Annotated in this window: 15 protein-coding genes; 7 read left to right on the top strand and 8 right to left on the bottom strand. The window is 71.2% G+C overall.

Annotation, left to right across the window (positions count from 1 at the left end; translation table 11 throughout):
• Positions 1 to 46: 46 nt before the first annotated feature.
• Together ACFQ7Q_RS30590 and ACFQ7Q_RS30585 are read right to left on the bottom strand one after the other, a co-directional pair.
• Positions 47 to 688, bottom strand: a complete 642-nt coding sequence (locus ACFQ7Q_RS30590) for a hypothetical protein (protein ID WP_383560728.1) — start codon at positions 686 to 688, stop codon at positions 47 to 49.
• Positions 685 to 2,325, bottom strand: coding sequence for a serine/threonine-protein kinase (locus tag ACFQ7Q_RS30585; RefSeq protein ID WP_383560726.1), 1,641 nt, complete (start codon positions 2,323 to 2,325; stop codon positions 685 to 687). Before ACFQ7Q_RS30585 ends, ACFQ7Q_RS30590 begins: the two co-directional genes overlap by 4 nt.
• A gap of 298 nt (positions 2,326 to 2,623) precedes the next feature.
• On the opposite strand from ACFQ7Q_RS30585, the gene ACFQ7Q_RS30580 reads away from it, so the two are divergent.
• Positions 2,624 to 4,687 carry a phosphocholine-specific phospholipase C gene (locus ACFQ7Q_RS30580; protein WP_383560724.1) on the top strand — a complete coding sequence of 688 codons (2,064 nt, stop codon included), beginning with the start codon at positions 2,624 to 2,626 and terminating at the stop codon, positions 4,685 to 4,687.
• A 42-nt stretch (positions 4,688 to 4,729) separates the two neighbouring features.
• Here the strand turns inward: ACFQ7Q_RS30580 and ACFQ7Q_RS30575 are convergent, their stop codons facing one another.
• Positions 4,730 to 5,524, bottom strand: coding sequence for a DeoR/GlpR family DNA-binding transcription regulator (locus tag ACFQ7Q_RS30575; protein WP_383560722.1), 795 nt, complete (start codon positions 5,522 to 5,524; stop codon positions 4,730 to 4,732).
• Between the two features lie 149 nt (positions 5,525 to 5,673).
• Between ACFQ7Q_RS30575 and ACFQ7Q_RS30570 the strand changes: the two genes are divergently transcribed.
• A complete protein-coding gene (locus tag ACFQ7Q_RS30570; RefSeq protein WP_383560720.1) occupies positions 5,674 to 6,639 on the top strand; it encodes an SIS domain-containing protein in 966 nt (321 codons plus the stop codon).
• Positions 6,639 to 7,493 (top strand): ketose-bisphosphate aldolase, encoded by an 855-nt coding sequence (locus ACFQ7Q_RS30565; protein ID WP_383560717.1) that lies wholly within the window; start codon positions 6,639 to 6,641, stop codon positions 7,491 to 7,493. The genes ACFQ7Q_RS30570 and ACFQ7Q_RS30565 overlap by 1 nt, the downstream gene beginning before the upstream one ends.
• A gap of 5 nt (positions 7,494 to 7,498) precedes the next feature.
• Here the strand turns inward: ACFQ7Q_RS30565 and ACFQ7Q_RS30560 are convergent, their stop codons facing one another.
• From ACFQ7Q_RS30560 to ACFQ7Q_RS30540, 5 genes are all read right to left on the bottom strand, one after another.
• Entirely contained in the window at positions 7,499 to 9,241 is a 1,743-nt protein-coding gene (locus ACFQ7Q_RS30560; protein WP_383560715.1) for a VanW family protein, read from the bottom strand.
• Positions 9,242 to 9,359: 118 nt separating this feature from the next.
• Complete coding sequence (locus ACFQ7Q_RS30555) at positions 9,360 to 10,802, bottom strand: GH1 family beta-glucosidase (protein ID WP_383560713.1); 1,443 nt, start codon at positions 10,800 to 10,802, stop codon at positions 9,360 to 9,362.
• Positions 10,803 to 10,872: 70 nt separating this feature from the next.
• Positions 10,873 to 11,751: a carbohydrate ABC transporter permease gene (locus tag ACFQ7Q_RS30550; RefSeq protein ID WP_383560710.1), complete on the bottom strand. Its 879-nt coding sequence runs from the start codon at positions 11,749 to 11,751 to the stop codon at positions 10,873 to 10,875.
• A 4-nt stretch (positions 11,752 to 11,755) separates the two neighbouring features.
• On the bottom strand, positions 11,756 to 12,754 hold the full coding sequence (locus tag ACFQ7Q_RS30545; protein WP_383560707.1) for a carbohydrate ABC transporter permease: 999 nt from the start codon (positions 12,752 to 12,754) through the stop codon (positions 11,756 to 11,758).
• Positions 12,755 to 12,870: 116 nt separating this feature from the next.
• The gene (locus tag ACFQ7Q_RS30540; protein ID WP_383560705.1) at positions 12,871 to 14,217 is read right to left on the bottom strand and encodes an ABC transporter substrate-binding protein; all 1,347 of its coding nucleotides are present in this window, start codon (positions 14,215 to 14,217) and stop codon (positions 12,871 to 12,873) included.
• Between the two features lie 202 nt (positions 14,218 to 14,419).
• Between ACFQ7Q_RS30540 and ACFQ7Q_RS30535 the strand changes: the two genes are divergently transcribed.
• The 4 genes from ACFQ7Q_RS30535 (at position 14,420) to ACFQ7Q_RS30520 (ending at position 22,249) form a co-directional block, all read left to right on the top strand.
• Complete coding sequence (locus tag ACFQ7Q_RS30535) at positions 14,420 to 15,448, top strand: LacI family DNA-binding transcriptional regulator (RefSeq protein WP_383560702.1); 1,029 nt, start codon at positions 14,420 to 14,422, stop codon at positions 15,446 to 15,448.
• 101 nt (positions 15,449 to 15,549) lie between these two features.
• Positions 15,550 to 20,127 carry an aminotransferase class I/II-fold pyridoxal phosphate-dependent enzyme gene (locus ACFQ7Q_RS30530; protein ID WP_383560699.1) on the top strand — a complete coding sequence of 1,526 codons (4,578 nt, stop codon included), beginning with the start codon at positions 15,550 to 15,552 and terminating at the stop codon, positions 20,125 to 20,127.
• The gene (locus ACFQ7Q_RS30525; RefSeq protein WP_383560697.1) at positions 20,124 to 20,894 is read left to right on the top strand and encodes a class I SAM-dependent methyltransferase; all 771 of its coding nucleotides are present in this window, start codon (positions 20,124 to 20,126) and stop codon (positions 20,892 to 20,894) included. The genes ACFQ7Q_RS30530 and ACFQ7Q_RS30525 overlap by 4 nt, the downstream gene beginning before the upstream one ends.
• 224 nt (positions 20,895 to 21,118) lie before the next feature.
• Positions 21,119 to 22,249 (top strand): cellulase family glycosylhydrolase, encoded by a 1,131-nt coding sequence (locus ACFQ7Q_RS30520; protein WP_383560694.1) that lies wholly within the window; start codon positions 21,119 to 21,121, stop codon positions 22,247 to 22,249.
• Positions 22,250 to 22,288 lie beyond the last annotated feature (39 nt).

The raw sequence follows: 22,288 nt of genomic DNA, 5'->3' as shown, positions 1-22,288 counted from the left end.
GCGTCGGACTCCGACGCCGCGGACGCTCCTTCGGTCGTACCGGGCGTCAGTCGCACCGGTACGTGAACCGGGCCTCCGCGGTGTGCTCCGGGGTGGGCGAGACGATCACCAGCCTGGCCGTCGCCCGGTGCTCGCCCCGGCCGCGGAAGGTCCACAGCAGATGCAGGCGCGCCTGGGTCTGATGGCGGGCGAGCCGCTCCCGCAGCAGCCCGGACGTCGTGCCGTCGCTGCGCTCCCAGCGGTACGTCACCGTGCCCGGCCGGCCGTCGGTGTCCACCACCGCCACGATGTCCGCCGTACCGTCGCACGCGAGCGGCTGGGCAGGCGCGGTGACCGCCACGCCGCGCACGGCGACCGTGGGCCCCAGCCGCTGCCAGGCCAGGAAGGCCAGCACGGCCAGCAGCACGACACCGGCCAGGGCGTACCGACCCAGCCCGCGGCGGCGCGGGCGCCGGGGCGGTCCGCCGGGGACCTGCCCGGGCAGCGTGCCGTGCCAGATCTGCGCCGTCGTCGGACCGTCGCCGGCCTGTCGCCGGACGGCCGCGGTCACACCGGGACCGAAGCGCATGACCTCGCCCTCGACGCGGTCGGGCGGCACGTCCTCCACCGGTCGTTCGAACCACTGGCTGCCGAGCACCGTGGCGCTGTACTCGTCCGAGTCGTACGGACGCTGGCGTGGATCGCTCATGAGATCGTGCACCCCCGGGTGAGGATCTGCTGCGTGGAACCGCCGTTCGCTGCCGAGGGGTCGGTCGTCGCCCGCACACCCCAGTAGCAGCCCCCGCCCTGGAAGGAATGGGACAGCGTGAAGGTGTAGCGGGTCGCTCCGCTGCGCCGAAGGGTCTCGGAGCCGTCGGCGACGCCCGGCGCTCCCTTGGTGTCGCTCGTGAACCAGCCGATGAGGACCGTCACCGGGCCGGTCCCGTCCGTGACGACCTCGAACGTCGCCTGGGCGGTGGCCGGGCCGGTCTGCCGCAGTCCGGTGACGGACACCGACTTCACGCCGACCGGCCGCGTGGTCACGGGCGGGCTGGTCACCGGAGCCGTCGAGGGCGCTGTCGTGGTCGGAGCCGTCGTCGGTGTCACGGTCGCCGTCGCGGTCGGAGTGGCCGTCGGCGTCTCCGTCGGCGACGGCGGGGGAGTGGACGAAGGAGTCGATCCGGTGGACGCCGACGGCGTGGCGGCCGACGGTGTCGCCTCCGGAGACGGCGTCGCCGAAGGCGCGGCGGTCGGGGAGTCAGAAGCCCCCGGCAGCGTGCTCGTGGTGGCGAACGCCTCGGTCGTCGTACGGCCCGTCCCCTCGTCCCCGGCCCGCGCGGCGACGGCGGCCAGCAGGGCCAGGATCAGCGCCGCCGCACCGGCCGGCAGCACCTTCGGCCACAGCCGCGTCCCACGACCCCCGCTCGGCGGCAGGGTGGTCGTGTGGAGGGCGGTCGTGCCCGTGGCCTGCCCGCCGCCGTTCGAGGGGAGCAGTAGTGGGAGAAGGGCCGCGAGCGCGGCGAGTCGGCGCTGACCGCGCTCCTCCCAGTCGGGCCCGTAGGCGGCCGTGGCGACCGTCTCCAACTCGGTGACGAACGCCGCCGCGTTCGCCGGCCGCTGCTCCGGAGCCTTGGCCAGACCGCGCCGGATCAGAGGCCGCAACGGCTCCGGAGCGGCCGCGTCGGGGACGGGGGCGTCGAGGTGCTGGAGCGCCAGTTCGGCGATGTTCTGGCCGGTGAACGGCTTGTGACCGGTGAGGCATTCGTAGAAGGTCGCGGTCGCCGCGTACACATCGGCGGCGGGGGAGGCGGGCTCGCCGTTCCACTGCTCCGGAGCCATGTACGCCGGGGTGCCGGCGACACCGGGCCGACTGCCGCGGTCCGTCGCGATGCCGAAGTCGACGAGCTTCGACGAGCCGTCGGCCGCGACCAGGACGTTCTCGGGCTTGTAGTCGCGGTGCACGACCCCCGCCCGGTGCGCGGCGGCGAGACCCAGCAAGGAGCCCTTGAGCACCACGAGCGCCGCCTCGGGGCCGGTGGCGCCCTCCCGGGCCAGCAGCGCGCGCAGGGCGAGCCCGTCGACCAGCTCCATGACGATGGCCGCGCCGCGCGGAGCCTCCACGTACTCGTACAGGCCCACGACGTACGGCGAGTCGAGGCCGCCGAGCAGGCGCGCCTCCGCCCGGAAGCCCCGGATGAACGCGGCGTCCGTCCGCAGGCGTTCGCCGAGGTACTTCACGGCCACCGGCACACCGGTCGCGTCATGAACGGCGAGGACCACCCGCCCGCTGCCGCCCGATCCCAGTTCCCGGTACTCCGTGTACCCGGGGACCACCCAAGCGTCCATTCCGCCCCCCTTCCTCCCTCATGGGGACAGATTCCGGCCACGGCCGGTTCCCGGGAAGGGCGCACGGGCGGCGCATGGACTTCTCGTACGACTCCATGGACTCTTCGTTCACGGCACTCGGCCGCGCACCGCCGGACCCTACGGTATTCCCGGCCGTGGGGACGCCCGCCGTGTTCCGCGTTCATGTCCTGTACCGCGCCCCCACGCGTCGACGACACGTCCCCGTCCCCTCACCCACTGATCTTGGGCTCGCTCGGACCACCGCCCCCCCCGGAATCCATCAGAGGTGCTCAGACCCATGACGGAACTCAATCGGCGCCGCTTTCTCCAGATAGCCGGCGCCACCGCCGGCTTCTCCGCCCTCGGCAGCAGCATCGCCCGGGCCGCCGCCATTCCCGCCGCCCGCGCGAGCGGGACCCTCGCCGACGTCGAGCACATCGTCGTGCTGATGCAGGAGAACCGCTCGTTCGACCACTATTTCGGCGCGCTGAACGGCGTCCGCGGCTTCGGCGACCCCCGCCCGATCACCCTGCCCAGCGGCAAGTCGGTCTGGCACCAGCAGGACGGGTCCAAGACCGTGCTGCCGTACCACCCGACGGCCGACGACCTCGGGATGCAGTTCATCGCCGGGCTCAACCACGACTGGGCGGGCGGCCACCGGGCGTTCAACAACGGCAAGTACGACCAGTGGATCCCCGCCAAGTCCGCGGGCACCATGGCGTACCTGAACCGGAACGACATCCCGTTCCACTACGCGCTCGCCGACGCGTTCACCGTCTGCGACGCCTACCACTGCTCGTTCATCGGGGCCACCGACCCGAACCGCTACTACATGTGGACCGGTCACACCGGCAACGACCGCACCGGCGGCGGCCCCGTCCTCGGCAACGAGGAGGCCGGATACAGCTGGAAGACGTACCCCGAGCGGCTCGAACAGGCGGGGATCTCCTGGAAGATCTACCAGGACATCGGCGACGGTCTGAACGCGGCCGGCCACTGGGGCTGGATCAACGACGCCTACCGCGGAAACTACGGCGACAACTCGCTGCTCTACTTCAACCAGTACCGCAACGCCCAGCCGGGCGACCCGCTGTACGACAAGGCGCGCACCGGCACCGACGTCAAGAACGGGGGCGGATTCTTCGACATCCTGCGCGCGGACGTCGCCGCGAACCGGCTTCCGAAGATCTCCTGGATCGCCGCGCCGGAGGCCTTCACGGAGCACCCCAACTTCCCCTCCAACTACGGCGCCTGGTACATCTCCCAGGTGCTCGACGCGCTCACCTCCAACCCGGAGGTGTGGAGCAGGACGGCGCTGTTCATCACGTACGACGAGAACGACGGCTACTTCGACCACGTCGTCCCGCCCTATCCGCCGGCCTCCGCCGCCCAGGGGCGCTCCACCGTCGACACCTCCCTCGACTGGTTCACCGGCAACGCCGGCTACGCCGCCGGCGCCTACGGTCTGGGCCAGCGCGTCCCGATGCTCGTCGTCTCGCCCTGGAGCAAGGGCGGTTACGTCTGTTCCGAGGTCCTCGACCACACGTCGATCATCCGGTTCATGGAGCGCCGCTTCGGGGTGCAGGAGCCCCAGATCTCGCCCTGGCGGAGGGCCGTCTGCGGCGACCTCACCTCGGCCTTCGACTTCTCGCTCGAGGACACCGCGCCGACCGAACTGCCCGACACCTCGGCCTACGAGCCGCCGGACAAGGAGCGGCACCCCAGCTATGTGCCGAAGCCGCCGACCAAGCCGGTCCTGCCCGTCCAGGAGGCAGGGGCACGCCCGATCAGGCCGCTGCCGTACGAGCTGTACGTCGACGGCTCGGCCACCCCGTCCACCGGCCGCTACACCCTGACCTTCGGCGCGGGCGCCAAGGCCGGGGCCCACTTCTACATCACCGCGCCGAACCGCACCGACGGGCCGTGGACGTACACCACGAGGGCGGGCACGAGCCTGCCGGACACCTGGAACACGTCGTACTCCGCGGGGACGTACGACCTCACCGCCACCGGCCCGCAGGGGTTCCTGCGCCGCTTCCGGGGACCCGGCACGACGGCCGGCCCCGAGGTGACGGCCCGTCATGACGGTGTCGGCGGCAACCTGGTGCTGACGATGAAGAACGCGGGCGCCGCGGGCGTCACCCTCACCGTCACCAACGCCCCGGCCTACGGGGGACAGTCGCGGACCTTCACGGTGGCCCCGGGCGCCACCGTGACGCACGCCGTGGACCTGGGCGGCAGCGGGCGCTGGTACGACGTGTCGGTCGTCTCCAGCGGCGACAGCACCTTCCTGCGCCGCTTCGCCGGCCATGTGGAGACCGGTGCCCCCGGCGTCAGCGACCCCGGCATCATCACGGGCTAGCACGGGAGAGGGGCGGTGCGGTGGGCCGGACGGTGCGGCGGGTCAGACGGTGACGACCCGCACGCCCGCGTCCGTCAACTCCCGCACCGCCTCCACCGGGATCGCCTCGTCCGTCACCAGGACGTCCACCCGGTCGATCCCGCAGATCCTGGCGAAGGCCCGCCTGCCGAGCTTCGAGGAGTCGGCGGCCACGACGACCCGGCTCGCCCGCTCGGCGAAGAGACGGCTGATCCCGGCCTCGTCCTCGTGATGCGCCATGAGCCCGAGCCGCGGGTCGATGCCGTCGACACCGAGGACGACCACGTCGAGCACGACCTCGTCCAGCACCCCGGCGGCCAGCGGGCCGACCAGTTCGTACGTCTGCGAGCGGGCCACGCCCCCGGACACCACGATCTTGATCTGCGGCCGGACGGCGAGCTCGCCCGCGATGTTGAGCGCGTTGGTGACCACGGTCAGGGCCGGAGTGCCGACCGTCTCCCGTGCGCCACCGCCCGCGAAGCGCAGGGCCAGGGAGCGGGCCACCTCGGTCGTCGTCGTCCCGCCGTTGAGGCCCACGACCTCCCCCTCGTGGACGAGGTCCGCCACGGCCGCGGCGATCCGCTGCTTCTCCGAGGCATGCCGGGAGGACTTGTAGCGCAGCGGAAGCTCGTACGACACCCCTTGCGGGACCGCGCCGCCGCGGGTACGGACGAGGAGTCGCTGCTCGGCGAGCTCGTCCAGGTCCCGGCGGATCGTGGCCGGGGAGACATCGAGCGTCGCCGCGGCGTCCTCGACCTCCAGCCTGCCGGTGGCGGCGAGGAGTTCGAGGAGCGTGTTCCACCGCTCGTGCTTCGACATGATCGCGATTTTAACCCGAACGGCCGTGGGATCCCTGGACCCGAGGCTTGGACTGATGGATACTTCGCACAGAACAGGTGCTCGAAGTTGCTTGAAAGTATGGTGTTACGAGCAAGAGTGAGCATCACACGCCAGTGAAGGAGCCGCACGTGCCCACCTCGGGACTCTCCCCCTCCCGCACCGCCGTCGAAATCGCCTCCCAGCCCGCGTCCTGGCGCAAGGCCGCCGAGACCCTTCCCCAGCACCGTGCCGCCCTCCCGGTGCGCGGCGAACGCGTCGCGGTGGTCGGCTGCGGCACCTCCTGGTTCATCGCACAGGCCTATGCCCAGCTCCGCGAGAGCGGGGGCCACGGCGAGACCGACGCCTTCGCCGCCTCCGAGTTCCCCCTCGGGCGCCGCTACGACCGGATCCTGGCGATCACCCGCTCCGGCACCACGACCGAGGTCCTCGACCTGCTGAACCGCGTCAAGGGCAGCGTCGCCACCGGCGCCCTCACCGCGGACCCCGAGACCCCCGTCATGGCGGCCGCCGACGCCGTGGCCGTACTCGACTTCGCCGACGAGGAGTCGGTGGTGCAGACCCGCTTCGCCACCACCGCCCTCGCCCTGCTCCGCGCCCACCTGGAGGCCGAGGACGCCCTGCCGGCCGGGGTCCGGACGGTGGAGCGGGCGGCCAAGGACGCCGAGCGGGCCGTCGCCGAACCCCTCGCCGCCGAGATCACCGGCGCCGAGCAGTACACCTTCCTCGGCACCGGCTGGACCTACGGCCTCGCCCTCGAAGCCGGACTGAAGATGCGCGAGGCCGCGGGCGCCTGGACCGAGGCGTACCCCGCCATGGAGTACCGCCACGGCCCCATCAGCATCACCGCGCCCGGTCGGGTGGCCTGGTCCTTCGGCCCCGTCCCCACCGGGCTCGCCGACGACGTCGACCGCGTGGGCGGCACCCTCGTCGCCGAGTCGGGCGACGCCGACGACCACCTCGACCCGATGGCCGACCTGATCCGGGCGCAGCGACTCGCCGTCCTGCTCGCCGAGGTACAGGGCCAGGACCCGGACCGGCCGCGCAACCTCACCCGGTCCGTCGTCCTCACCACCGATGGGACGGAGCGGGCCTGATGCCACTGACCACCACCGACGAGATCGTCCTCGGCGCGCGGGAACGGAACGCCGGCGCAGGGGCGTTCAACGTGATCCAGATCGAGCACGCGCAGGCCATCGTGGCCGGGGCCGAGGCGGCGGGACTCCCCGTGATCCTCCAGATCAGCGAGAACACGGCGCGCTACCACGGCTCGCTGGAACCGATCGGGCTCGCCGCCCTCGCCATCGCCCGCCGGGCCGCCGTCCCGGTCTCCGTCCACCTCGACCACGCCGAATCGCCCGAGCTCGTGCGCGAGGCGGTCGACCTCGGCTTCGGCTCCGTCATGTTCGACGCGTCCACCCTCCCGTACGAGGAGAACGTGGCCGCCACCCGCGAGATGACGGACTACTGCCATCGCCACGAGGTCTGGGTGGAGGCCGAGCTGGGCGAGGTCGGCGGCAAGGACGGCGCCCACGCCCCCGGTGTGCGCACCGACCCGGACGAGGCGCGGGCGTTCGTCGCCGCCACCGCCGTCGACGCGCTCGCCGTGGCCGTCGGCAGCTCCCACGCGATGCTCACCCGGGACGCCGTCCTCGACTTCGCGCTCGTCTCCCGGCTGCGCGAGGCCGTGGGCGTACCCCTCGTGCTGCACGGTTCGTCCGGCGTCGGCGACGTGGACCTCAGCTGGGCCATCAGCGCCGGCATGACGAAGGTGAACGTCTCCACGCATCTCAACAAGGCGTTCACCCTGGCCGTCCGGACCCACCTGGGGGAGAACGGCACGACCGTCGACCCGCGCCGCTACCTCGGCCCCGCGCGCACGGCCGTCGCGGAGGCGGTCACCCATCTGCTGCGGGTGCTCGCGGCGGAGGCGCCACTCGTGCGCTCCTGATCACGTCATTCGCAGGTGACGCGGTCGCGCGGCGTGTAGTGGGTGCGGAAGGTCTCCCGGCCCACCTCCGCCCCGTCGTCGCGGAAGACCCGGTCCACGGTGATGTCGAAGCCCTCCAGAGGGGGTTGAGGCTCGCACTTGGGACCGGTGCCCTTCCGCTCGGCGGGCTCCGTGAGGTTGGTGCGGGGGCCCTCCACCGCCTCCACCGCGTCGTACTTCTTCGTGCCCAGGAAGGTGATGGTCACCGAGGAGTCCGTGGCCTTCGCCTGGATGTAGATCGACGCGTCGGAGTTGTTCCGGAACTTCAGGTCCAGCGTGCCCCAGGCCACGGTCGCCTCTCGGCCCGGCGGGTACCGCTCGATGTAGAAGGAGTGCGCCCCGTACTCGATCGGCTTGACCCCGGCGAAGAAGATCGCGTTGAAGACCGTGGTGGCGACGGCGGAGACACCGCCGCCCGGCGCCGAGTGGTACTGCCCGTCGAGGATCATCGTGCCGTCGACGAAGCCGTTCTCCTTGGTCCGCTCGCCCACGGTCCTGTTGAAGCTCCAGACCTCACCCGGCTTCACCAGCGAGCCGTTGATCAGCTCGACCGCCCGGCCGATGTTGGTCGTCCGGTAGGGCGCGGTGGGGAAGTTGACCGTGAAGGTCGACATCTGCTCCTTGATCCCCATCTCCGCCACCGACTTCCGGGTGAGGACCGGCTGGATCAGCTGGGTCGCCACCGGCCCGGTCCGTGCAGCCTCGCCCTTCTTCGGCAGCAACGGCATCACCGCGTCGCCCAGGGCCTTCGCCGTCACCTCGTGGCCCGCTCGGCCGTCCGACAGCACCACCACCCGGCCGTCCTCCACCCCCAGCGTGGCCTCGACCGGTCCGGTGGCGATCGCGTCGAGCGGGCGTGCCACCGCCGGGTCGCGGATCAGCGCCTGGGAGTTGAGCGTGGGCACGAGCCTGCCCTTGTCGTCCGGCTTCACCGTCAGATGGGCGCCGAGTGTCGTCGGAGTGATCCGCAGGCTCTCGCCGTCGGCGGTGAGGGTGACGGGCCCCGACATCGCGGGAGTTCCGAACTCGTTGAGGAAGCGCGCCGTCTCCGTCTGGCTCACCTTGGGCCGGGACACGGCGGTCGGCAGGGTCACCGGGTTCTCCGCCGCGGGCTCCGGATAGTTGTCGCGCAGGGTGTCGACGGCGCCGTCGACGTCCAGCCTCTGACCGTCCCGGGCCTGGACGGTGACCGCCTGGCCCTCCTTGAAGGAGACGGAGCCCTCGACGGTCGCGCGGTCGTACGTCCGGGCCGTCTCCGTCATCGCCGTACGCGCCTTGGCCTCGTCGAAGGCGACGACCGGTTCGATCTCCCGCTCCTGGGAGGAGAACAGCCGCCCGATCACCGTCACCGGGTCGCGCGCGGGGTCCGCGGCCTTCTCGACGGTCTTCTCGACGTCGACGCTCAGACCGGCCGCGGCCGGATCGACGGTGCCGGTGCTCTCCCCGATCCGTACCGGTACGGGGGCGGTCCAGGAAGCCGGGGGCGAGGACGTCAGCTTCGCCCGGGCCTCCCCGCGGCTCATACCGCCGATGTCCACGCCGTCGACCCGCGTGCCCTCGGATATCTCGTCGCCGGTGGCGACGAGCCCCGCGGCGTACAGCCCACCCGCGGCGACGAGGACCACCCCGACCGCCGTCACCGCGATGCGAATGCGCCGGTGGCCGCGGGACGGGGCGGCCGCGTCGTCGTCGTGCGTGGAGTCGCGCACACAGCCTCCCGGTGCCGTCGGGGTACCCGAGATCCACCGGCGACGTTACGCCGGGCGGGTGCGGCACGCATGTCGTACCCCTCTGACCAGCGGCTATGCCATGGTGCGCGGGCCCGGCTCACCCCTCCGTCGGGTCCGCCAGCTCGTTCGACCGGGCCACCCGCGCGTACCAGTGCGCACTCGACTTGGGGGTGCGAGCGAGCGAGTCGTAGTCGACGTGGACCGCGCCGAACCGCTTCGCGTAGCCGTACGCCCACTCGAAGTTGTCCATGAGCGACCAGAGGAAGTAGCCCCGGACGTCGGCCCCGTCGGCGATCGCCCGGTGCACGGCCGCCAGATGGCCGTGCACGAAGGTGATCCGGTCGGGGTCGTGGACCGTGCCGTCGGCCCCGACCACGTCCTCGTACGCGGCGCCGTTCTCGGTGATGAGCAGCGGGAGGTCCGGATACCGCGCGGAGACCCGCGTCAGCAGGTCGTACAGCCCGCTCGGATCCACCGCCCAGCCCATCGCCGTGCGTTCGCCCGGCGCCCGGTGGAAGGCGATGTCGTCGCCGCCCGGCCAGGGCGAGTGCTCGCTCGCCCCGTGCCCGTCGTCCTGTGGCTTCTCCGCCCCCTCGGCGACAGCCGACACGACCGTCGGCGTGTAGTAGTTGATGCCGAGCGAGTCCAGCGGCTGCCGGATCGTGGCCGTGTCGCCGTCCCGTACGAATCCCCAGTCGGTGAGGGACGCGGTGTCGGCGAGCAGGTCCTCGGGGTACGCGCCGTCGAGCAGCGGCCCCAGGAAGACGCGGTTGCCGACCGCGTCGATCCGGCGGGCCGCCTCCCGGTCCTCGGCCGAGGGGGTGAGCGGTCGGATCTCGTGCAGATTGAGGCTGATGGAGAGCCGGGCCCGGCCGGGCAGCGCCGTGTGCAGGGCCTGGGCGGCGAGGCCGTGGGCCAGGTTGAGGTGATGGGCGGCGCGCAGCGCGGCCACCGGGTCGGTGCGGCCGGGCGCGTGGACCCCTGAGCCGTAGCCGAGGAAGGCGGTGCACCAGGGCTCGTTGAGCGTCGTCCAGCGGGTGACGCGGTCGCCCAGCGCCTCGCCGACCAGCGCCGCGTACGCCCCGAACCGCTCGGCGGTGGCCCGCTCGGGCCAGCCGCCGGCCGACTCGAGCTCCTGCGGGAGGTCCCAGTGGTAGAGGGTGACGACCGGCTCGATGCCGGCACCGAGCAGCTCGTCGACGAGACGGCGGTAGAAGTCCAGGCCCTTCTGGACGGCCGGGCCGCGGCCGGTCGGCTGCACCCGCGGCCATGCCACGGAGAAGCGGTAGGCGCTCAGGCCCAGGTCCGCCATCATCCGTACGTCGTCACGGAAGCGGTGGTAGTGGTCGACCGCCACATCGCCGGTGTGGCCGTCGAAGACCTTGCCGGGGGTGCGCGAGAAGGTGTCCCAGATCGAGGGGGTACGGCCGTCCTCGGCCGCCGCGCCCTCGATCTGGTACGCGGCGGTGGCGGTGCCCCACAGGAATCCGGCGGGAAACCGGCGGACCGTGGTGCGAGGTCGGGGATCTGTCGCGGTCATGCGGAAGTGCTCCCGAGTGAGAGGAGTGTACGTACGGAAAAGGGGGCGCCCGGTGAGGGGGGTGACCCGGTCAGCTCTTGACCGCGCCCGAGGTGATGCCGCCGACGATGTGCTTGCCGAGCACGGCGAAGACCAGCAGCAGCGGCAGGGTGGAGATCAGCGCGCCGGTCAGCACGACCGCCTGGTCGACGGTGTGGGCACCCGCGCCGAGACCGGCCAGGGCGACCTGCAGCGTCGGGTTCCCGTCCGGGGTCAACGCGATGAACGGCCAGAAGAAGTCGTTCCACGCCTGGACGAAGACGAGCATCCCGAGCACCGCCATCGCGGGCCTGGCCACCGGGAACACCACGTGCCAGATGATCCGCAGGCTGTGGGCGCCGTCCATGCGGGCCGCCTCGACCAGCTCCACCGGGAGCGCCTCGATCAGGTACTGCCGCATGAAGAACACGCCGAACGCGGCGACCAGGGACGGCAGGACGACGGACTGGAGCTGGTCGACCCAGCCCAGGTCGGTGATGATCCGGTACAGGGGGATCACGCTGAGCTGCGGCGGGATCGTCATCGTCGCCACCACGAGGGTGAGCATGGCGCCACGGCCCCTGAAGGGCAGCTTGGCGAAGGCGAAGCCCGCCAGGGTGGAGAAGAGGACCGTGGACATCGCCACGAGCCCCGCGACGACGGTGGTGTTGATCAGGGCCTCGCCCATGTCGACCTGGTTCCAGGCGAAGGCGAGGTTGTCGAAGAGGCGGGGTCCTGGCAGCAGCGGCGCCGGAGCCTCGACCACGCGCTCGCCCGAGTGGGAGGCGGCGACGAGGTTCCAGTACAGCGGGAAGAGAGATACCACGGCTGCCAGGCCCAGCAGGACGTAGGTCAGCGGGCCGGCGTGGTGCTGGCGGCCGGCGGCCGGGCGCCCGAAGCGCCGCTTCCTGTCGAGGGTGGTGTGCGTCATGAGGTCAGACCCCCGGATTCTTGCGGTTCGCCCGGGCGAAGAGGGTCCGGACCGCCCCGATCAGCAGCAGGAGCAGGAGCATCACCCAGGCGATGGCGGACGCCTGGCCCAGGGCACCGGTCACCCAGCCCTTCTCGTACATCAGCAGGCTCAGCGTCTGGAACTGGTTGCCGCTGCCGCCGCTCACGCCGAGACTGCCGCCGAAGATCATCGGCTCGCCGAAGAGCTGTGTGGCACCGATGGTGGACACGATGATCGTGAACAGGATCGTCGGGCGGATCGACGGAATGGTGACGCTGACGAACTGCCGCCACCGGGAGGCCCCGTCGAGCGCCGCCGCCTCGTAGAGGTCCTGGGGCACCGCCTGCATGGCGGCGAGGTAGATCAGCGCGTTGTATCCGGTCCAGCGCCAGATCACGATCGTCGAAATGGCCACCTGGGAGGGCCACTTGGAGGACTCCCAGTCCACCGGGTCGAAGCCGGCCCAGCCGAGCACCGTGTTGATCAGACCGTAGTCGGTGTTGAAGAGCTGGGCGAAGACGAGCGTCGCCGCCGCGATCGAGGTGGCGTACGGGGCGAGCACCGCGACCCGGAAGAAACCGCGGCCGCGCAGCTTGTAGTTGAGCAGATGCGCCAGGCCCAGGGCCATGAGCAGCTGGGGGACGGTCGAGATGACCCCGATGGTGAAGGTGTTGGCGAGCGCGTTCCAGAAGAACTCGCTGTCCGCGAGGTTGGCGTAGTTGTCCAGCCCCTTCCACTCCGCGGTGCCGCCGAGCTCGACCCGGTGGAGCGAGAGCCAGCCCGTGTACAGCAGCGGGAAGAGCCCGAAGGCCGCGAAGGTGAGGAAGAAGGGGGAGACGAAGGCGTACGGGCTGAGCCGCAGGTCCCACCGGTAGATCCGGCTGCGCCAACCTCTCGGAGGAGGGGCGCTCGGGTGGGTGGGGGAGGAGGGCGGGGCGGGCGGCGGAGTGCTGTCGGCCGCGGCCCGGAGGGAGGTGGCCACGAGGGGCGTCCCTTCGGTGTCGGTGCGCATGCGGTGCGTTCGGAGGAGGAGAAGGAGGACCGGAGGGCTCCGGACGGCCGCCCGGCGGGGGAGCGCCGGGCGGCCCGTGGGCGCGGCTACTGCTCGATCTTGTCCTCGATGAGCTTCTTGACGTTGTCCCACGCCTTCGCGGGATCGGTGCCGCGCTGCTCGATGTCGAGGATGCCGTTGTCGGTGACGAAGGTCTTCACCTGGCCGTCCCAGCGGCTGATCGGGGCGGGCGTGATGCCGGCCGCGGCCTCGGAGTAGATCTTCCCGACCGGGGCCTCACCGAAGTACGGCAGCTTGGCGTCCTGCACGACCGCGGAGGTCAGGGTGTGCTTGGTCGAGGGGATGTTGCCGTTCACGCCGAAGACCTTGGCGTGCTGCGCCGGTGCGGTCAGCCAGGCGGCCAGCTCCGCGGCCTCCTTGGCATGCTTCCCCGACTTGGGGACGCCGAGGAACGCGCCGCCCCAGTTGCCCGCGACCGGAGGTGCGGCGATGTCCCACTTGCCCTGGTTGGCCGCGCCCGCCTGGTCCTTGATGATGCCGGTCATCCAGCTCGGGCAGGCGACCGTCGCGAACTTGGAGTTCTTGAAGGCGGCGTTCCAGGTGCCCTTCTCGTCGAACTGGCGGAGCTTGGCGGTGATCCCGCTCTGCGCCGCGGCGACGGCGGTCTGCCACGCCTTCTTCACCCCGGGGCTGTTCTCGTAGTCCAACTCGCCCTTGGTGTTCGCGTACTGCACCGGCTCGCTGGAGATGACCGCGTTGAACAGACCGCTCGCGGAGTCGTGGAAGGACGTTCCCGCCGGGGCGTTCTTCTGGTAGTTCTTCCCCGTCTCCAGGAACTTGGCCCAGTCGCCCTGCCACAGTGCGCCGACCGCCGCCCGGTCGGTCGGAAGCTTGGCCTTGGCGAACAGGTCCTTGTTGTAGCAGATGGCCATCGGGCCGATGTCGGTACCGAGGCCGATGACCTTGCCGTCGGAGGTGGTGGCCTGATTGACCTTCCAGTCGAGGAACGCGTCGAGGTCGGCCCCGCCGCTCTTGCTCAGATCGACCCACTTGCCGGCCATGGCGGGCCCGGTGGCCTCCGCGATGTAGCCGACTTCGAGGGCCTGGATGTCGGCGAGACCGCTGTTGCGGGAGAGGCGCAGCTTGAGGGTGTCCCAGTACTTCTGGCCGTCGGCGACATTGGACTCGACGATCTTGATGTTCGGGTGCGCCTTCTCGTACTCGGCGTAGAGCTTGGCGCCCGTCTTGTCGTCGTAACCGAAGGAGCCGAAGGTCCCGATGCGCAGGGTGATCTTCCCGTCGCCGCCGGCCTCGTCGGATCCACCGTCGCCGCAGCCGGTGATCAGGGCGGCGCACGCCGTGAGGCCCGCGACCGCGGCCATGGTGGTGCGCCGACGCCCCTCTCTGGTGCGTCTGGTGCTGGAAGTGCGCATACGACTCTCCTCGTCCGGGTGGTGCGATGCGTGGGCTGTGGGGCCACGTGTGGGAGCGCTCCCACTGCGTCTCGCCGGAAGACTGCTGGCTGCCTCGTACGGGTGTCAAGAGGTGGGCCGCGATCCGTTACACGGGCTATGGGAGCGCTCCCACCCTTGATAGGGTCACGGGAAACGCAGGGGACACGAGGGGAGACGGCAGATGGTGGTGAGCGGGCGCCAGACCGGCAGGCCCACCCTGGAGGAGGTCGCGGCCAGGGCGGGCGTCGGCCGGGGCACGGTCTCGCGGGTGATCAACGGCTCCCCGCGGGTGAGCGAGCACGCCAAGGCCGCCGTCGACCGGGCCGTCGCCGAGCTCGGCTACGTACCCAACCGCGCCGCGCGGGCGCTGGCCGGCAGCCGCACCGACGCCGTGGCGCTGGTGATCCCCGAGACCGAGGCCAGGCTCTTCGCCGAGCCGTACTTCCTCGACATCATCCGCGGTGTCAGCGCCGAACTCGCCGACGCCGACAAGCAACTGCTGCTCACGCTCATCCGCAGCGAGAAGGAGCGCCAGCGCTTCGAGCAGTACCTCGCGGCCCAGCGGGTGGACGGGGTGCTGCTGGTGTCGGTCCACGCGGACGACCCGCTGCCGGACCAGGTGCGCGCGCTCGGGCTGCCGGCGGTGCTGAACGGTCGCCGTACCGAGGCCGAGCCGGTGGCGTACGTCGACTCCGACAACGTCGGCGCCGGGCGCTCGGCCGTCGCCCACCTCGCCGACGGCGGCCGCCGCCGCATCGCGACCATCACGGGCCCGCTCGACATGTACGTGGCACGGTGCCGCCTCGACGGCTACCACCGGGGACTGGTGGAGGCCGGGCTCGCCCCCGACGAAGCCCTCGTGGCGACCGGCGACTTCACCGAGGACGGCGGACGGCGTGCCATGCACGAGCTGCTGGAGCGCAGCCCCGACCTCGACGCCGTCTTCGCCGCCTCCGACGTCATGGCGGCGGGCGCCCGCGCGGTCCTGCGTGAGTCGGGGCGCCGGGTCCCGCAGGACGTGGCCCTGGTCGGCGTCGACGACTCGCCGGTGGCCCGCCACATGGACCCGCCGCTGACCAGCGTGCGCCAGCCGATCGAGGAGATGGGGCGCACGATGGCCCGGCTGCTGCTGCAGGAGATCGCGGGGACGTCGGAGGAGCGGCACCACCGGGTGCTGCCGACGGAGCTGGTCGTGCGCGACTCGTCCTGAGCCGTCTCCCCAAGATGCATCGGACCCTCGATGCCCGGAGAATTACAGCAACAGGGTCCGTTTCCGCCACCGGGCGCAACCTGGCAAGGGGGCGGTCGACGATGCCGCTGCGACAGGAGTACCGGGCGCTCACGTCCGGGACACTGCGCCGCTGGGTCGTGGTCTATCTCGGCGTCGTGGCCCTGCTCACGGTCTGCTATCTCACGATCCCCTCCAGGCACACCATCCTCTGGGCGCTGATCGGCCTCAGCGGTGTCGTCGCGATTCTCGTCGGGATCCATCTGCACAAGCCGGCGAAACGCTGGCCCTGGCTTGTGCTCGCGGGCGCCAACTTCACCTTCGTGGCCGGGGACACCGCCTACAACCTGCTGGAGAGCCTGTTCGGGCAGACCAACCCGTTCCCCTCCGTCGCGGACGCCCTGTACCTGGCCACGTATCCCCTGTTCGCCATCGGGCTCTTCGGGTTCATCCGCTACCGCGACGCCGGGCGCGACCTCGCCGTCGCCCTCGACGCCCTGATCCTCACCTCCGGGCTCGCCCTGCTCTCCTGGGTGAACCTGATCACCCCGCTCGCCAAGTCGCCCGACATGACGTGGATCGAGAAGGCGATCTCGATCGCCTATCCCCTCGGCGACGTCCTGATGCTCGCGATGCTCGCCCGCCTCCTGGTCCCAGGCGGGCTGAAGTCCCGGGCCGTGCAGCTGCTCACGGTGGGGACCTGCGGGATCCTCGCCTCCGACGTCATCTACGGAGCGCTCCAGTTGCAGGGGACCTGGCAGGTCGGCACGGGCTGGGACCTCGGGTGGGTCGTCTTCTTCACCGCCTGGGGCCTCGCGGCCCTGCACCCCTCCATGACCGGGCTGACCGAACGCGTGCCCCAACCGCCGCCCGTCATCGCCGAACGGCGCCTGGCCCTGCTCGCGGCGGCCTCGCTCGTCGCCCCCGTCCTGCTGCTCTACCAGTCCTTGCGCGACAACCGCGAACAGGACATCGCCGTCATCGCGGTCTTCTCCGCGATCATGTTCCTGCTGGTGCTCGCACGCCTGTGGGGCATGATGGCCGAACACCGCAGCGCCGAGGCCCGAGAGCGCAGCCTGCGCGTGGCCGCCGCCTCGCTGGTGGCGTCGCTGAGTCCGCGGGAGGTCGCCAGCGCCGTGGAGGTGGCGGCCGCCACGCTCGTCGGACCGGGCACGCCGCACAAGACGATGCTCCTCGCCCGCGACCGCCGACGCTTCCTCTACGCCGTCCCCACCGGGCACCTGCCCTGGAACTTCCGGGGTACGGAACTCTCCGGCTCCCGGAGCCCCCCGTGGCCGGAACTGTTCGCCCAGGGCAGCCGGCTCGTCCGCACCTACGAGCTCGATCCCACCGTCGCGCACGCCCTCGGACCGCTCTCGCACGCGCTGCTGTGCCCCCTGGCCCTGCAGGCGCCCGCCGCAGGCGAATCGCTGCTCGGTGTGCTGCTGCTCGCGGCTCCCGAGAAGAAGCTCCGCGAGATCTCCGGGCCCGCGCAGTCCCTGGCCTCCCAGGCGGCCCTCGCCCTGGAGCGCTTCGGGCTCAGCGAGGAGGTCAACCGCCGAACCAGCGAAGCGTACTTCCGCACTCTGGTGCACAACACCTCGGACGTCATCCTGATCGTCGACGACGACGACACCGTGCGCTATGCCAGCCCCTCGGCCGAGTCGATGTTCGGACACTCGCTGATGCCCGGGACCCCGCTGACCGACCTGCTGGCGCCCGGCGACGCCGCCAGCGCGCTGCGGATCCTCGCGGGCGTCCGCTCCCGCGACGACATCGACGCCCGGGACGACTGGAAGCTGCGCCGCGGCGAGTCCACCGACCTGCACGTCGAAGTCAAGTGCAGCAACCTCCGCAACGAACAGACGGTCCACGGCCTCGTGCTCACCCTGCGCGATGTGACCGAGCAGCGGAAGCTCGAACGCGAGCTCACCCACCGGGCCTTCCACGACTCGCTCACCGGACTCCCCAACCGCGTCCTGCTGCTCGAACGGATCGAGCGGGCCCTGCTGCGCGGCCGCCGGGAGTCCACCCTGACCTGCATGCTCTTCGTCGACCTCGACGACTTCAAGGTCGTCAACGACACCATGGGGCACTCGGTCGGGGACGAACTGCTCGTCGCCGTGGCCCGCCGGCTCACCTCCGTACTGCGGCTGAGCGACACCGCCGCCCGGCTGGGTGGCGACGAGTTCGCCGTGCTGATCGAGGGCGCGAAGGAACCGGGTGACGCGGAAGCCCTGGCGGCGCACATCGTGCACACCCTGAGCCAGCCCTTCCACCTCACCGACGGCGCCGTCTCCGTGTCGACGAGCGTGGGCATCGCGACGGTCCTGGACAGCGCCCATGCCGAGGAACTCCTCGGCCACGCCGACCTCGCGCTCTACGCCGCCAAGGCGGCGGGCAAGAAGCGCTGGCGGCGGTTCCGGCCGGAACTGCACTCCCGTCTCGTCGCCCGCCACGAACTGCAGGAGGGCATGGACGCGGCCATCGCCGACCACGCCTTCGCCCTGCGCTACCAGCCGATAGTCGAGGTCGCCGACGGGGGCGTCGCCGGCTTCGAGGCCCTGATCCGCTGGCCGCACGAGCGGCGCGGCATGGTCCCGCCCGACCAGTTCATCACCCTGGCCGAGGAGAGCGGGCACATCATGCCCCTCGGCGCCTGGGTGCTCGAACACGCCGCGCTCGACGTCGCCCGCTGGCAGCGGGCCCGCCCGGGACGCCGGCCACCGCTGTACGTCAATGTCAACGTCTCGCCCCGGCAGTTCCGCGACCCGGGCCTCCTCGACGACGTGCGCCGCACCCTGAGTTCCTCCGGGCTCGCTCCCGGCACCCTGGTCCTGGAACTCACCGAGACCGTGCTGATGCGCAAGGACGAGCAGATCCGCACCACCATGCGGGCGCTGCGTGACCTCGGAGTCTCCATCGCGATCGACGACTTCGGCACGGGGTTCTCCTCGCTCAGCTATCTGCGGGAGTTCCCCATCGACGTGCTCAAGGTCGACAAGTCGTTCATCGACGACATCGGCACCGACCGGCAGCAGCTGGCCCTCGTCGAGGGCATCGTCCGGATCGCCGACGTCCTCGGGCTGAACGTGGTCGCGGAGGGCATCGAGCACGAGAGGCAGCGCGAACTCCTCGCCGACATGGGCTGCCGGTTCGGACAGGGCTATCTCTTCGCCCGGCCCATGACCGCGCACCAGGCCGAGTCGTTCCTGCGCCGCTCCTCGCCCGGGCCCGCGTCCGCGTCGGCCGGGAGCGTCGTCGCCGAGCGACCCGGCCCGGCCCACCGGCCTGCGAGGCCGCAGCAGGCCGCGACAGAGGCGGCGGGGGCACGGGCGGCCGGGACGCAGGCGGCGGGGACCCAGCAGACGGGGAGCGGGCGTCACGGTCCGGTCCCACGCGATCGCCGGTGGCGCGACCTGGAACGGCTGAAGCGGACCAGCCCGATGTGCGACGCCGTCATCGACGAGATCGACGGCCGCAAGCTGCGCGTCGAGAACGAGTGGCTCGTCGACTTCGCCTCCTGCAACTACCTCGGCTTCGACCTCGATCCGGAGATCATGGCCGCGATCGGCCCGCAGGTCAGCAACTGGGGCACGCACCCCAGTTGGTCCCGCCTGATCGGCAGCCCCCGGCTGTACCCCCGGATCGAGGAGCGGCTGACCGAACTGCTCGGCGCGCCGGACACCCTGTTGCTGCCGACCATCACGCTGATCCACCAGTCGGTGATCCCGCTCCTCGCGGGCAACGGACGGGTCTTCGTCGAGGCGACGGCCCACCGGACCGTCTACGACGGATGCGTGGTGGCCCGCGGCCAGGGCGCGACGGTGAAGCGCTTCCATGCCGACAGCCCCTGGGAGCTGGACATCCAACTGCGGGCCGTCCCCGGCGATGTGAGCAAGCTGGTCTGCATGGACGGCGTCAACAGCATGACCGGCAACTTCCCGGACCTCCGGGAGGTCGCCAGGATCTGCCGCGAGAACGGCGCGCTGCTGTACGTGGACGACGCGCACGGGTTCGGTGTGATCGGCGAACGCGACCCCGGTGAAAGCTCCCCCTGGGGCTCCCGGGGGAACTGCATCGTTCGCCACCTCGGCGAGTCCTACGAGAGCCTGGTGCTGGTCGGAGGCTTCTCCAAGGCGTACTCCTCGTTGCTCGCCTTCCTCGCCGTGCCCAAGTGGCTGAAGGACCATCTCAAGGTCGCGGCGGCCCCCTACCTCTATTCCGGCCCCTCCCCGACGGCCTCTCTCGCCACGGCGCTCGCCGGCCTCGACGTCAACGCGGAGCGCGGCGACGCGATCCGCGCCGACCTCCACCGCAAGACGGAACGGGTCCTGCGCCACGTACGCGGGCTGAACATCGCCACCCCCAACACCGACGGACTCCCGATCATCGAGATCCCGCTGGCCGAGGCGCGGGACCTCGAAGCCGTCGCCTCGTTCCTGTGGGGCCGGGGCATCTACGTCACGCTGGCCAGCTATCCCCTCGTCCCGCGCGACCGGGTGGGCTTCCGCATCCAGATCACCGCCGCCAACACCGACGAGGAGATCGACCAGCTCAACGCGGCGCTGACCGACCTCTCGCGGCGCTTCGCTCTCCAGCGGGTGCCCGGAAGCTCGCACTCCGGCATCTCCGCCGGCCGGCCCACGGACTACCGATGAGCGCGTCGGCGCGGGCGCGGGCGCTCCGGCACAACCGTGACGCGGACTGGGACTCCTGGCCGGTCGCCGACTACCTGGCGGAGAACTACCGACAGCTGCACCCGTGCGACATCGGCGTCATCCACCACCACTCGGCCTTCTACCGGCAGTTCGCGCCCGGAAGCATCGCGTGCTCCCTGGAGTTCGGCGCCGGGCCCAATCTGTATCCACTGATGCTGGCGGCCGCCGCGAGCCGGCGTATCGACGCCCTCGAACCCAGCACGGCCAACGTCGGCTACCTCCGCGAGCAGCTGACCCAGGGGCCCGACACCAGCTGGCAGGCCTTCTACACCCTCTGCCGCGAACTGGACCCGGCCCTCCCCGAGACGCCCGCCGAGGCGCTGACCCGGGTGCGGATCGTTCCCGGCGGCGCCGACGACGTCTCCGCGGGGACGTACGACCTGGCCTCGATGAACTTCGTCGCCGAGAGCGTCACCGAGGACTTCGACGAGGTCGCCGCCCTGTGTGCCGACTTCGTCCGCTCGGTGCGTCCGGGAGGCCACCTCGTGGCCGCCTTCATGGAACGCATGCCCAGCTACCGCATCGGCGACGGGCCGGACTGGCCGGCCTGTCCGGTGGACGAGGGCGCGGTCCGCTCCGTCTTCGCGCCGCTGAGCGAGGAGCTGCGCATCAGCCGGCTGGCGAAGGACCGCACCCTGCCCGAGTACGGGGACACCGGGGTGCTCCTGCTGACGGCCCGGCGGGCGGAGACTCCGTCGGCCCTGTGACCTCGGCACGTCGGTCATATGACGCAGGTAAGAACCGGGAAGGTCCCGATGTATCGTGCAATCGTCATCGATCCAAGAAATTTCATCGCGTGCGAAATTGTAAGTTGGGCAGATTATCCGCTGGCACCGCAATTCGCTGCGACAATGCCATGGCGGAGTCGCCAAGTTACGATGGTCGGATGGGAGGAAACCACCGACGTCGCCGGTCGGTCAGGTTGATGGCGGTGATCGCGTTCACCGCCATGGCGCTCCTGGCCATGGGATGCGCGCCTCCGGCTCAGGCGCACCTGCGCGTGGGGATCGCCTACGGCGATCGTCTGGTCTGGATGTCCGACAGGGATCTCGGCGCTGCTCTCGACGACGCCGTCGCGGTGGGTGCGCGGTGGGTGAGGGCGGACCTGATGTGGACGAATGTGCAACCGGACGGGCCGGACACATACCGGTGGGAGGCGTTCGACAGAGTCGTCGACGCCGTCGCGGAACGAGGCCTGACCCTCCTGCCCGTTCTCGGATTCACCCCGGCGTGGGCGCGCCCCGCCGACTGCGCCGGCAAGCAGTGCCGGCCTGCCGACCCTGCGGAATTCGCTGCTTTCGCCGGCGCGGCCGCGAAGCGCTACGCCCCGCGCGGGGTGCACACATGGGAAGTCTGGAACGAGCCGAATATCACGCGTTCATGGGCGCCCGCGCCTGACATCGGCGCCTATACGGTGCTGCTGAGAGAGACAAGCCATGCATTGCGGGAAAGCGACCCGGAGTCGTACGTGATTCTGGGCGGGCTGGCGGCGACAAGAACGAGCAACGGGGACATTTCCCAGACCGAATTCCTGCAGGGTGTTTCGGCGCGCGGCGGAAACCACCTCGTGGACGCCATCGGCTACCACCCGTACACGTACCCGTTCCTGGCCAGTTCCGTGACCGACTGGGGTACGCCGTGGGAGCGGATCGAAGGCAGACGGGACAGCCTGAGGAGCGTGCTCGTCGCGAACGGCACACCGAACATGCCGGTATGGATCACCGAGTTCGGCGCTCCGACGAATGGTCCCGGCACCTCCTCGGACGGCCGACCGGGCACCGTCGGGCCGGAGACCACGCACGTGCCCGAGGCTCGTCAGGCTCAGATCGCCACGGACGTCGTGCGCACGGCTGCCGCCACCCCGCACGTCGCCGCGCTGATCTGGTACGCCGAGCGCGATCTCGGCACGGACAGAAGCGACAGCGAGAACTTCTTCGGTCTGCGACGGGCCGACGGAAGCGCTAAACCCGCCCTCGACGCCCTGCGTGACGCGGTCGCCGACCTCAGCGACCGGTCGGTGTGGGGGGCAGGGAGCGGAAGAGGTCCAGGTAGCGGTCGGTGAGTGCGGGCCAGGCGTAGCGTTCCACGGCGCGTTGTCTGC

It is taken from the genome of Streptomyces sp. NPDC056527, from assembly GCF_042794475.1.
Taxonomy (GTDB): domain Bacteria; phylum Actinomycetota; class Actinomycetes; order Streptomycetales; family Streptomycetaceae; genus Streptomyces.
Note: the sequence above shows the minus strand (reverse complement) of the source record. Positions and strands in the feature narration are given on the sequence as shown.